General features: G+C 51.7%; 7 protein-coding genes. 2 read left to right on the top strand and 5 right to left on the bottom strand.

Annotated elements, in window-relative coordinates; all coding sequences use genetic code 11:
• Window positions 1–4 precede the first annotated feature (4 nt).
• On the top strand, window positions 5–2,197 hold the full coding sequence (gene scpA / locus GK091_RS19545; protein ID WP_164041568.1) for a methylmalonyl-CoA mutase: 2,193 nt from the start codon (window positions 5–7) through the stop codon (window positions 2,195–2,197).
• A 38-nt stretch (window positions 2,198–2,235) separates the two neighbouring features.
• On the opposite strand, the gene GK091_RS19540 is transcribed toward scpA, so the two are convergent.
• The 5 genes from GK091_RS19540 to GK091_RS19520 all read right to left on the bottom strand — a co-directional run bounded on the left by GK091_RS19540 (window position 2,236) and on the right by GK091_RS19520 (window position 10,382).
• The gene (locus GK091_RS19540) at window positions 2,236–3,663 is read right to left on the bottom strand and encodes a hypothetical protein (protein ID WP_164041567.1); all 1,428 of its coding nucleotides are present in this window, start codon (window positions 3,661–3,663) and stop codon (window positions 2,236–2,238) included.
• 274 nt (window positions 3,664–3,937) lie between these two features.
• Entirely contained in the window at window positions 3,938–7,087 is a 3,150-nt protein-coding gene (locus tag GK091_RS19535; RefSeq protein WP_164041566.1) for an efflux RND transporter permease subunit, read from the bottom strand.
• 84 nt (window positions 7,088–7,171) lie between these two features.
• Complete coding sequence (locus GK091_RS19530; RefSeq protein WP_164041565.1) at window positions 7,172–8,275, bottom strand: efflux RND transporter periplasmic adaptor subunit; 1,104 nt, start codon at window positions 8,273–8,275, stop codon at window positions 7,172–7,174.
• Between the two features lie 10 nt (window positions 8,276–8,285).
• Window positions 8,286–9,719: a TolC family protein gene (locus GK091_RS19525; RefSeq protein WP_164041564.1), complete on the bottom strand. Its 1,434-nt coding sequence runs from the start codon at window positions 9,717–9,719 to the stop codon at window positions 8,286–8,288.
• Window positions 9,720–9,758: 39 nt separating this feature from the next.
• The gene (locus tag GK091_RS19520; protein WP_164041563.1) at window positions 9,759–10,382 is read right to left on the bottom strand and encodes a TetR/AcrR family transcriptional regulator; all 624 of its coding nucleotides are present in this window, start codon (window positions 10,380–10,382) and stop codon (window positions 9,759–9,761) included.
• Window positions 10,383–10,723: 341 nt separating this feature from the next.
• Here GK091_RS19520 and GK091_RS19515 point away from each other — a divergent pair, with 341 nt between their 5' ends.
• On the top strand, window positions 10,724–13,153 hold the full coding sequence (locus GK091_RS19515; protein WP_164041562.1) for a TonB-dependent receptor: 2,430 nt from the start codon (window positions 10,724–10,726) through the stop codon (window positions 13,151–13,153).
• Window positions 13,154–13,180: the final 27 nt, after the last annotated feature.

The following is a 13,180-nucleotide window of genomic DNA, read 5'->3' as shown; positions in this document are numbered from 1 at the left end:
ACATATGAAACCCGATTTTACCAATACATCCATTCAGAAAGCCACCGAAACTAGCCAGCAGTCAACTCCGGCGGAAAAGCCGTTCACTACGGCCGAAGGTATCAGACTGAAACCGCATTTCACGGTTGCCGATGCTGAAACGCAGGCCGTAGCCGACCAACAGGCTGGCATTCCACCTTTTCTGCGGGGTCCCTACGCCAGCATGTACGTCCGTCAGCCCTGGACAATCCGGCAATACGCGGGTTTTTCGACCGCCGAAGAATCGAATGCTTTTTACCGTCGGAATCTGGCAGCGGGGCAGAAAGGGTTGTCGGTCGCCTTCGATCTGGCGACGCACCGGGGTTACGACTCCGATCATCCGCGCGTCGTGGGCGATGTAGGCAAAGCGGGAGTAGCTATTGATTCGGTCGAGGATATGAAAATCCTGTTCGACCAGATTCCCCTCGATCAGATGTCGGTGTCGATGACCATGAACGGAGCCGTACTGCCGATCATGGCGTTTTTTATCGTGGCCGCCGAAGAACAGGGCGTCTCACCCGAAAAACTATCCGGTACCATCCAGAACGACATTCTGAAAGAATTCATGGTTCGGAATACGTACATCTACCCGCCCGAACCGTCGATGCGGATCGTTGGTGATATTTTTGCGTATACCAGCCAGCACATGCCCCGGTTCAACTCCATCAGTATCAGCGGCTATCACATGCACGAAGCGGGCGCACCGGCTCACCTCGAACTGGCGTATACCCTCGCCGATGGCCTTGAATACATTCGTACGGGACTAGGGGCCGGTATGGCCATCGATGATTTCGCGCCCAGGCTCTCGTTTTTCTGGGGAATCGGCATGAATCACTTTATGGAGATCGCCAAGCTTCGGGCGGGGCGGTTGTTGTGGGCTAGAATCGTCAAGCAGTTCAACCCGAAAAACGCCAAATCGCTCGCGTTGCGCACCCACTGCCAGACCTCGGGTTACAGCCTCACCGAGCAGGACCCATTCAATAATGTTGCTCGTACCACCGTCGAAGCACTCGCGGCTGTGCTGGGTGGTACGCAGAGTTTACACACAAACTCGCTCGATGAAGCCATTGCCTTACCAACCGATTTCTCGGCCCGGATCGCCCGGAATACCCAGTTGTATTTACAGCACGAAACCGACATTACCCGCGCCGTCGATCCGTGGGGGGGCTCCTATTACGTTGAATTTCTGACCAACGAACTGATCGAAAAGGCGTGGGCGCTCATTGACGAAGTGGAGCAGTTGGGTGGTATGACCAAAGCGATCGAAACAGGTCTGCCCAAACTCAAAATCGAAGAAGCAGCCGCCCGCAAACAGGCGCGTATCGATGGCGGAAAAGACGTGATTGTGGGAGTCAATCGCTATAAATCGGATTCGGCAACTGAAATTGACCTACTCGATATTGATAATCAGGCTGTTCGGGAAGCGCAGTTGAAGCGACTGAAAACGGTAAAAGCTAACCGCGATCCGGAGAAGGTAAACGCGGCATTGGACGCCATTACGGAAGCAGCTTTTCCTATACTGCCCTCACCGACCCCTCTCACAACAGCGGACCAAAAGTTGGGTGAGGAGAAAGTGGAAAAAGAAACCAATCTCCTCGCACTTGCGGTCGAAGCAGCCCGGCATCGGGCAACACTTGGCGAAATTTCTGACGCTATGGAGAAAGCATTCGGCCGACACAAGGCCACGATCCGGTCCATATCGGGCATTTACGCATCGGAGGTATCCGATGATGAGAATTTCCGCATCGCGCGGGAGATGAGCAATCGATTTGCCGATCTCGATGGACGCCGTCCAAGGATTCTGGTAGCCAAAATGGGACAGGATGGTCACGACCGGGGCGCTAAAATCATTGCCACCAGCTTTGCCGATCTGGGTTTCGATGTCGACATGGGACCGCTGTTCCAGACACCCGCCGAAGTGGCCCGGCAGGCAGCCGAGAATGATGTTCATATTGTCGGGGTATCGAGTCTGGCAGCGGGTCACAAAACATTGGTACCGCAACTCATCGACGAGTTGAAGAAGCTGGGCCGGGACGATATTATTGTCATTGCCGGGGGCGTTATTCCGGCAGGCGACTACCAGTACCTGTACGATGCGGGGGTGAAAGGCATTTTCGGGCCGGGAACTATCATCTCGATCGCAGCTCAGAAAATTCTGGCCGAGTTGATGGCTGACTAGCAACCACCTACCCGGAACGCTCGGTTTGCTGTTCAGCTTCAAATAAATACCTGATATTGAAGTGTTAATTGTCCACGTCGACCACCCGCCGAAAGCGGGGACGTACCGGATGAGGGTTCGTAATAGGGCCGGTTCTGGTAATCGATGGTCACCTTTCCATTGTGGCCGTTGATCAGGTAGTTGATCCCAACGTTATAGACGCCGAGCGTGTTCGATACGCGCTGATAGCTGGCAAGCTGAACCTGCACGTAGGGCATGAGCGTACCGTTGCCCGCACCAAACAGGTCACGTTTCATCAGGTAACCAAACTGTCCGTACACAACATTGCCCGTACCAAACATGGGAAAGGCATTGCCCTGAGTGCCGCCCAATCCGCCGGGGCGTTGCGCAGCGGCAATATCACTGGCGGGATTCATCGCTCCATTGTAGCGCAGGTAGTTGGTCCCGTAGTCGGTATGGAAATAACCCAGGTAGGCATTGACCGCCGTGCCTGTTGAGCGATTCAAAGGCATATCCAGAAACGACGCAACCGACCACAGGTTCATGTTCTGATAGGTCGTATCGCCGGGTGCAGCAACCCGTACCATTGCATTTTCCTGCGTAATAAACCCGGCTTCTAGGTTGAACACTTTCTTTGCACCAAGGTAAGTACCCGTGTTATACCCGGGCGTCTTGTGCGCTTCTTTGTCGAAGAACTGCCACATAAATAGGCCCTGAAGCTGCTTCTCGTGACCTTTCAGCGCAAAAATAGAATTTGGACCGTACGATGGCAGTGCTGAACCGTTGGTTTGAATCGGGAACGGATCACTGATGGCTACCCGGTAATCGAGGTGACCAACCTGACCACGTGCATACACGCTCAACTTACGGGAGAATTGGTCCGTCTGGTCAACGGTAGCCTGCGCAAATACGGGTACGTCCATTGTCATGATCGTAGCCACGCTGGGCGCACTGAATCGCGATAAACCGTTGACGATCGTCAGACCACCACCAATGTTGAGGTAATTTTTGTTCTTGAAGACCAAGTATTCACCAACTGCATCGTGAAAAAAGGCCTGTACTTTCCGCTGCGATGATGCGTTCTGGTTGAATCCGCCGTTCAGGTAATTGAAGTTGTTCATCCCAAACTGGAGATACAGAAACACGTGGTCGCTAAGCTGACCGAAGAGCTGCATCCGCGTCCGGCGCAGACCAATCGAGAACGTATTATCCTTTGGCACACCGACAACAGTTGATCCGGGGTTGCTCTGATTGACTTGAAGCCACGCCTGGTTCAGAAAAGTAACCTTGACAAAGTGCGAACCCGATTCGTTGAGGTTATATTTCAGCTCATTTTTTTCTACCAACGGCTTATTCGTAGAGACTGCTGGTTTGGTTGTATCAGAAGTAAAAACTTGTTGAGCGAAGGCAAACTGACTGGCAGCCAGCAGGGCACCTACCCAGACCATTTTCAGAAATGTAGTCATAATACTGCGTTTTTTATTCCGACGCAAACCCAAAACGGCATTGAGTGGTACGCGCGTCGAAACGGGTCGAGTTACCGGTGAACGAAGAGCAAAGGTCAGCAATACCAGTAGTTATACCGTTGAGCAAGACAAAAAAAGCCGTCTGTTTGTCCAACAGACGGCTTCTATCCGTATAATCCTTTCGCCAACACAGCGCCATGTTTCCCAACGACACCCTAAACGAGTCCGGCACTGTATTGACGAAAGGGTCAGGTCCGCTTAACGAACGTTGTCTTTATACCTTAGCGGGTTTGGCGGGTACTGGTTCGTCCTTCTTACCCGACACCCGCCCCATCAGACGACGAGCCGCATTGAACCCATTTTCAAAGGTTAAGTAAACCGTTGGCACCAATACCAGCGTCAGCAAAAGCGAGCTGATCAGACCACCGATGATTACCCATGCCAACCCATTCTTCGATTCCGAGCCATCGCCCGTTGCCAGCGCCATTGGCAGCAGCCCGATCGCCATCGCAATGGTTGTCATCAGAATAGGACGAATCCGTTCGCGACCGGCTTCAACAAGCGCATCGACGGTACTTTTGCCCTCCTCTTTCTGAGCATTGGCAAAGTCGACCAGCAGAATTGCGTTTTTAGCTACCAGACCGATCAGCATGATCATTCCCAACATAACAAAGAACGAGATCGCTTGTTCAGCCAGCGCCAGCGCCAGAAAGGCCCCAATAACGGCCATCGGGATCGAGAAAAGAACGACGAATGGGCGAAAGTACGAGTTATACAACGCGACCATGAGCAGATAAACGAACGTTACCGCCATGCCAAGCGCGATTCCAAGACTGCCGAATGCATCGGACTGGCGTTCCAGATCGCCCTTAAGCCGGTACGTCACACCACCCGGTAGTTCTTTCGTTTTCAGAATATTATCGATCTCCGTACCGACCGTACCCGTTGGGCGACCCACGACGTTGGCGTTGACGAACAGGGACGCAACCCGGTTGTAACGAGTCAACTGAGTGGCCCCCGTACCCAGATCGAGATCGGCAATCTGCTGAATTTCAATCAACTTGCCCTGACCATCGGGTACGGTCAACTTACCGACATCGTCTTTGCTCTGACGATTAAACTTGTTCAATTCGACCCGAATGTCGTAGTCGCGGCTGCCAACCCGGTATTTGCTATCCGTATTTCCCGAAAAAGCCGTTTGCAGCGTCGCCCCTACGTTAGCCACAGAAACCCCGTACTGCGCCATTTTCCGACGATCGAGGTTGACTTTAAGCTCTGGCTTCGGATCATCAACGGCTAGTTCAACGTCGGTCGTTCCGCTCACCGATTTGATCACCTGTTTCACAATGGCGGCAGACTGCTGCAAATCCTGCTGCGAGTTACCCTGCAACAGAATCTGAATCGGTGCCGCATTGGCTCCCCCCGTAATGGCGATCGGTGCCGATTTAACGTTCAGACCCGCTATTTTCGAGATCTGGGCTTTCGTCTGTGCCGCAAACTTTTCAACCGAAATGGTCCGCTCCTGTTTCGGCAGGATCGTTACCGTAATCTCAGCTTTGTGGTACGGCGTTGAGCCCAGTCCACCACCGGAGGCTGACGATGAATAGCCAACGTTGCTGTTCACTTTCGTTACCAGCTTGTTCTGCATCAACTGCTTCTCAATGATCTGACAAACGCGGTTCGTCTCGGCCAGACTATTGTAGGGTTCACCTTCGATCTGGATGACAAATTCGCCCTGGTCACTCTGCGGGAAGAAGGTCGTTCCGATAAAGCCGCCCGTTACCAGACCAATTGACCCCACCAATAAACCAATCGCGGTGATATATACCCAGCGTTTGTGTCGCAGACTCCAGCCTAACAGGTTGGCGTAGCCGTGTTTGAGCGAATCGAACTGACGCTCGAACCAGGCCAGGAACCGCTTGCCAGGACTCCGTCCGCTTAGGTCAGTTTCTTTGGCGAAACGCGACGCCAATAAAGGTGTTATGGTGAACGACACGATCAGCGACATCAGCGTCGAGAACACGACAACGAGAGCGAATTCCCGAATGATATTAGCAATCAGCCCCTGCACGAAGACAAGCGGCAGGAAAACCACCACGTCGACCATAGTAATGGCCAGCGCAGTAAATCCGATCTCATTCCGACCATCGAGCGAAGCCGTTCGGCGGTCTTTGCCCATTTCGAGGTGGCGGTAAATATTCTCCAGGACCACAATCGAGTCATCGACCAGAATACCAACGACCAGCGATAACGCCATCAGGGTCATCAGGTTAAGCGTGAACCCCAGCAGATACATCGGCACGAAAACGGCAACGATCGAAGCGGGTACGGATACCATGACGATGAAGGCATTCCGGATGCTGTGTAAAAACAGCAGCATCACCAGCGCCACCAGTACAACGGCAAACTCAAGGTCAAAAATTACCCCTTCCGCCGAAGCTAATGTGTACGTCGATGAATCGCTGGTCACTTCGAATTTCAGGCCGATGTTGGCGTATTGTTTTTCAATACCCCCCAGAATGGCCCGTACCTGCTGACTAATGGCGACGGCGTTGGCATCGGTCTGTTTTTGAATCGCAATACCGATCGATTCGCGTCCATTGATCCGGTTGATGGTCGTCGCATCCGAAACGCCATCGGTTACCGATGCGACATCGCTCAATTTAACGCTCGTTCCGTTTGCTGCTGTTAGCAAGGTTGCATTCCGGATCTGGTTGATATCGGTGAATTTACCCGCCAGCCGGATAGCGTACTGCGCCTGATCCGTTTCGATACGCCCGGTTGGATAATCGAGGTTGGCCGAGTTGACCGCCTGCGTTACCTGCGCCAGCGAGAGATTATAAAGCTTAATTTTGTCGGGATCGACCGCAATTCGAATTTCACGCTCGCGGCCACCGGTCAGGGTAACCTGCCCTACCCCATCAACTTTCGTAAGCTGCGTCCGAATCTGATCATCGACCAGATCGTAGAGTTTGGTCGATTCCAGATTGGCCCGTACGCCCATCCGGATAACCGGCACATCGTCAGTCGAGAATTTTTGGAGCGTCGGCGATTCCACTTCATCCGGCAACTGCGAGAGAACAGCGTTCACTTTTCGCTGCGCATCCTGCAAGGCCAGGTTCGGGTCGGCACTGGCATTTAATTCGAGCTGAATTACAGAAAGTCCTTCCTGACTGGTTGAACTAATGTTTTTCAGATTTTCCAGCGATGATACCGCATCTTCGAGCTTGCGCGTTACCGAGTTTTCAACCTCCCCGGCAGCCGCTCCCGGATAGGTCGTAATGACCGTTACAACGGCCGCATCGAACTTCGGCAACAGAGTATAGTTGAGGCTTTTATACGAAATAAAACCCAGAATACTCAGGACAGTAAACGCCACGACAACCAGCGTTGGGCGTTTAATGGCTATTTCGGTTACTGACATTAGACTGTATAGAGTTTGTTATTTATGGCTTATCCCCGATTAGTACACGAACCGCGCCCGCATCGACGTCACCCATGAACGCGTTTATGGATTGACCGCTACTGACGTGTCCGTTTTTTCCTGCATCGCGCCGTTTTGATTGACGGTCACTTTGGCCCCGTTCGTCAGATTCAACTGACCGTTGACAACCACTGGCTCACCCTGTTTCAGCCCATCGAGTACCTGATACAGATCGCCATTGTCAGAGCCAAGCCGGATTTTACGCAGCCGGGCCGTATTGTTCTGTACAACGTAGACGCTCGCGCTGTCGGCACCACCCACCAGCGCCCGGCGGGGGATGAATAGCCCGGCGATACCTTTCGCAAAGGTAAACTTCGCGTTTGCCAGCGTTCCCGCTTTCAGCTGATTCTTGCTGTTGTTAGTCAGGTAGATCTCAACAGGATAATTATGCAGATCGTCCCCTTTCGGGCTGATATAGTGAACGCTTCCCGAAAAGGTTACGCCCGGAAATGCCTGCGCCGTAATGGTCGCTTTATCGCCCTGCTTAAGTTGATAAACCGCCTGCTCCGGCACATTGACCACCAGTTTCAACTCCTGCAAATTGATAACCGATGCCAGCACGGCACCTACGGCCACGTATTCGCCGTTTTCAACTTTTTTGTCATATACATAACCACTGATCGGCGCCACAACGGCCCCATTACCGAGCACACGCTGTTGCTGCTTGGTATTTAGAAGGGCGGTTGCATACTGGTCTTTATATTTCTGGTACGTTTCCTGGGTCACGGCACCACCTTTCAGCAGTCGTTCGTACCGTTCCATTTCGCGTTTGGCGTTTTCGACGGCAGTCTGGTTGTTCTCGACAACAATGCCCTGCACATCATCCTGGATATAACCGACCTGCTGGCCTTTTTTGACGAACGTACCCAATACTAACCGGAAGTTCTGAAGCTTACCGCGTGTTTCGGCAATGATGTTGCCTTCGTTCTGCGCGGCCACCGTGCCGAGTAGCGACAGATTCTGGTCGAGCTGCGCATACGTAACGGGCTGCACATCGACAACGGGCGTTGTCTGGAACTGCACCGACGACGTTTTGGCAGCATCGATTTCTTTTTTGCTGTTTATTAACCGGAAGGCGATCAGCGCGATCAGGGCAGCTACCGCTCCAATAATGAGAATTCGTTTCATGGTAACTGGTTTATTTTTGAGTGACGTAATCGAGAATAGTACCCTGCGAGTTTTCGTAATCCAGCCGGGATTGATACAGACTAATTAGTTTGTTGGCCAAGTTGTTTTGAGCCGTGGTCAGCGCGTCTTTGGCGTCGATCAGCGTCACCGAAGTAGCGATACCTTCTCTATATTCAAGCTCCGTAACGCTCAGAATCTTACGGGCCAGCTCAATGTTGTCGCGCTCCCGCTGAATGTCGGTCACCAGGTTTTGGTAGCTCACCTGCGCGTTACTCAGATTCAACTGCGCCGACTCACGGGCCAGAATCTGCTGAAGCCGGAGCGTTTCCAGGTTCAGGCGATTTTCGCGATCACGCTGGTGGCGCTGGTTGCCATCGAAAATGGTCCAGTTCAACGTGAGGCCAATCGCACCACTCTGGAACCAGGGAAATCCGCTTTTAAAGAAATTGAACTCCTGCCGTTGCGCGTTCGTACCATACGTACCATAGATGCCGAACGAAGGCAAGTACCCTCGATTGTTCGACTGTCGGTTCAGATCCTGCAACTGCGTGTTGATCAGGAGTTGCTTGAAATCCGGACGATTCTCGAAAAAGCGTTGGTCTGGTGTCGCCAGGTCTGTTACAACCAATTGGTTTTCAATTTCCAGCGCCTGTAACGCAATCGACTCCTGCATGGGCATTCCCATCTGAAATTTCAACTGGTTCAACGCCTGTTCGTAGTTACGGGTCTGCTGTTCAAGTTGCGATTGCAGGTTGTTGCGGTTGAGCTGGATACGGCCAAAGTCAATTTCGCGGGTAGTCCCATTTTTTAACCGCACCTGTTCCTGCTGCAACAGCGTATCCGACGAAGCCATATCGCGCAGTGTTAGCCGACGCTGTAGGTCAATCACCAACGTTTGGTAATAGGCCTGGGCAATGTTGTAGGCCTGCGTTTGTTCAGCCTGCGCCGTTACCTGTGCCTGCAACTTCGTACTTAATTTGGCTGCTTTGAGTGCCAGACCCAACGACGGATCGAATAGTTTCTGATCAACGCGACCCGTCAGTGTAGCGGTATACTGGGTTCCGAACTTGACGGGTATAAACTGGTCACTACCCGTACCGCCAACCGCCGTCGAACTCCCCACGCCCCCAGTTGTGCTGGTCGTTGAGCCGGGAGCCGCCGATGCTAAACTGCCGGGAAGTAACGTTACGGGTATTTTGTAGTTATCGACCACGGAGCCCGAAACAGCCACCTGCGGTAGGTTTTGACTAATGATCTGTTGCACCTGCACCCCCGATATCTGTTCATTAATCCGGGCTATCTTGATATTGACATTGTTCACCCGCGCGTATTCGACGCATTGGGCGAGTGTATAACCACCCGATGGCGCAGTCTGCGCACGGACCCAACTAGCCAACAGGCTCAGGGTCAGCATCATCAGCGTAGTTCGCGTTATGCCTCTCATTGGTTTTAAAAATCTAATGCTAGTGAAGTAGGAATGGAGTTATACACTTTTTATGAATCGACGGATAGCCCGCTCAAAAAGGAGTGCCGGTTGTTGAAGAAGCGCCACCATTTTAGGGTCTTCCACTTTCTCCAGCAGCTTGGCTCCCTGTTGTGGCTGAATGCTGGTAATCAGGTTAATGTAGCCGTGCATCAGGCAGAACCAGTTAAAAATTACTTCGCCTATGTTTTCCGAATCGGTCGTAACTTCCAGAAACAGGCTTTCAATTTTCTGTTTAGCATCCTGCATACCTTCCCGAACCATTTCCCGTTGCTGTTCCATCCGCTCCGGGTTGTGCATCAGCCGAAACACCTCGGGCCGTTCGTGGGCAAACGTCCATTGAAGCATCGATAACCGAACGATTTTTTCTTCTGCGCTCAGTTCCATAGCCAGCGTTTCGTCAAAGGCGCGCCGATTCTCGAGATGCCCTTCTTTGACAATATTGAGCAGGACATCTTCCTTGTTTTCAAAATGCTCGTAAACAATAGGCGGGGTATAATCGATAGCCTCGGCAATGTTCCGGATGGTAACGGCATTCCAGTCTTTTTCGCGGGCGATCTGCCGGGCCGCATCCAGAATTCGCTGTCGAATTTCCGCTTTTTGCCGCGTTCTGCGATCTGTCACACTCATCATCTAACGTCTTATAAATTATCTAACAAAGATAGATTTTATTTGTTTCGTCAAATTGTCTTTTTTCTAAAAAGTTGATAATCGGTCATTTTTACGTGGTAAGTGGCAACTGTTCGCAAGTTGTCATCGTCCGACTTCTTACTTAAATTATATTTCTTAATTTCTAAATACAGGCTTTTCATAAACCAGCACCAATGCTCTTACCAGCCACACCGATAGTGGAGTATCCGGATGCGGACTACCCAAGGAATTATTATTTAGAATAATTAAAGATAATTTTTATTAGTGCGCTTTTTGCCGTTGTTTTGCTGTCCGAAATAATTGCAGCCTATATAATGAAGCATCTACAACTTGTTAACGTTCTTATAATCTTATGTTTACCTCTCTTATCACTGGCTCAGCAGGCAGGAACGATACGAGGTAGAGTTACGACAGCGGACGGCGATCCAGCCGAATATGTAACGGTCAGTTTGAAAGGGAAAGGACAGGGAAGTGTCACAAACGGCAAGGGTGAATACGTGATCAGCCGCGTGAAGGCGGGCACCTACACGGTTCTCGCATCGGCCATCGGCCTTAAAACCAGCGAAAAAGAAGTTACGCTCAACGGCACAGAACCGGCAACGCTGAATTTTGCGCTGACCGAAAGCACCGCTCAGCTTCAGGAGGTCATTGTCAGCACGGGACGGATCAACAAGTTTGCCCGCACCAACAGCGATTACGTATCTAAAATGCCGCTCAAAAATCTGGAAAACCCGCAGGTTTACAATACGATCGGTAAAGAGATTCTGGCGGAACAGCTCGTCTTCTCGGTTGATGATGCCATGCGCAATGCACCTGGTGTGCAGAAAATGTGGGAAGCAACAGGACGGGCGGGAGACGGCGGCAGTTATTACAGCACGCGTGGATTCATTGTGCAGAGCCAGCTTCGGAATGGTTTGGCGGGTAACGTAACCAGCGACATTGACGCCGTCAATCTGGAAAAACTGGAAACGATCAAAGGGCCATCCGCTACCCTGTTCGGCAGTGCCCTCACGTCCTACGGCGGCCTGATTAACCGGGTGACTAAAAAACCGTACGAAACGTTCGGTGGCGAAGTAGCCGTATCGGCGGGAAGCTATGACTTTCAGCGGGTTAGCGTCGACGTGAATACGCCCCTGACCAGCAGCCGTAATCTGTTGCTGCGCGTGAATACGGCATTCAGTCATCAGGGTACCTTCCAGACGGTAGGTTTCAACCGGAATTTTGCCCTGGCCCCTAGCCTGTTGTTCAAGCCCACCGATCGACTATCGATCCAGCTCGATGCGGAGATTTTCCGGTCCGAGAATGTGGGCAAACAGATTTTCTTCTTTTACGTTCCGGGTTCCACCCTCGGGGCAACCCGTGCCGATCAGTTGAACGTCGATTATCGCAACTCCTACATGGGCGGGGGACTCACGCAGCAGTCACGCAGTACCAACCTGTTCGGGCAGGTGAACTACCGAATTTCGTCGGCGTTCACATCATCGACTAACTTTAGCTCAAGCCATAGTTTTTCGAACGGTTTCGGGCCATACTTTTATATTATTCCTGGTGGCACAACGCTGGGTGTAAACAACCTCGTGCGGGCCGACCAGTCAACCCGCAACAGTACCAACAACGTTGTTGAGGTTCAGCAACTGTTCAACGGCGATTTCCGGCTTGGCAGTTTGCGGAACCGTATTGTTGTTGGTCTGGATTACCTGCGCGTAAACGCCAATCAGCTATTTTTTGGCAGCACATACGATACCGTACCCATTACCGAAAACTACGATTACAGTAAATTCAGCGGAGCGGCCCTGACGACTCTTTACGCCAACAAAACGCCTGATTTCACCTATCCGATCACCGGTATCCGCAACACATCCAGCGCGTTTGTTTCTGATGTGCTGAGTCTGACGGACCGCCTGAGTGTGCTGGCTGCATTGCGGGTCGATCACTTCAATAATAAAGGGGGTACAGAAGGCAGCGCCGTAGCAGGCTATGATCAAACGGCCTTGTCGCCGAAGTTCGGTCTGGTATTTCAACCAATAAAGGATCGCGTCTCGTTGTTTGCCAATTACCAGAACAGCTTCAACAACCGGGGCCTGTACAATGCGTATGACGTAACGGCATCGGATAGCATCACGCAGCGATTCGCTAAACTCGAACGAGCCAACCAGTTCGAAGCGGGTGTCAAACTCGATGCTTTTTCCGGAAAACTAAGTGCAACGGTAAGCTATTACAACATCCGGGTCAGCAACTTGCTTCGCACAGACCCGAACCCATTAGCCGCGGCTAAATTTGCGCAGACGCAGGATGGTCAGCAGGCAAGCAAAGGCATTGAAGTGGACATCATCGCCAATCCGTTCAGTGGATTCAATATTGTGGGCGGGTTTAGCTACAACGATTCGAAGCTCGAAAAAGCAGACGCCGATGTGAACGGACGCCGACCTACTACAGCCTCTTCTCCCGTAATCGCAAACTTGTGGATGAGCTACCGGTTACCCGATTACCTGGTTAAAGGGCTTGGTTTCGGTTTCGGTGGTAACTACGCCAGTGACAACAAAATTCAGAACAGCATTAGCCAAGGCGAATTTATTTTACCCGCCTACACCGTCCTGAACGCGTCGGCCTTCTACGATCAGCGGAAGTTTCGCATCTCGGCGAAGGTGGACAACCTCACGAACCAGCATTACTGGATTGGGTATACGACGATGAACGCACAGAAACTGCGAAGTTTTGTGGGCAGTGTCGCCTATAAATTTTAGTAAATAGAACGGACCGAATGCAAAAAC

The sequence above is a fragment of the Spirosoma agri genome (genome assembly GCF_010747415.1).
GTDB classification, from domain to species: Bacteria; Bacteroidota; Bacteroidia; order Cytophagales; family Spirosomataceae; genus Spirosoma; species Spirosoma agri.
The sequence above is the reverse complement of the archived record's forward strand: the minus strand, read 5'-3'. Positions and strand labels throughout refer to the sequence as shown.

Coding starts and splice junctions, on each gene's coding strand:
- scpA (WP_164041568.1), top strand. CDS start 5: ATGAAACCCGATTTTACCAATACATCCATTCAGAAAGCCACCGAAACT.
- GK091_RS19540 (WP_164041567.1), bottom strand. CDS start 3,663: ATGACTACATTTCTGAAAATGGTCTGGGTAGGTGCCCTGCTGGCTGCC.
- GK091_RS19530 (WP_164041565.1), bottom strand. CDS start 8,275: ATGAAACGAATTCTCATTATTGGAGCGGTAGCTGCCCTGATCGCGCTG.
- GK091_RS19535 (WP_164041566.1), bottom strand. CDS start 7,087: ATGTCAGTAACCGAAATAGCCATTAAACGCCCAACGCTGGTTGTCGTG.
- GK091_RS19525 (WP_164041564.1), bottom strand. CDS start 9,719: ATGAGAGGCATAACGCGAACTACGCTGATGATGCTGACCCTGAGCCTG.
- GK091_RS19515 (WP_164041562.1), top strand. CDS start 10,724: ATGAAGCATCTACAACTTGTTAACGTTCTTATAATCTTATGTTTACCT.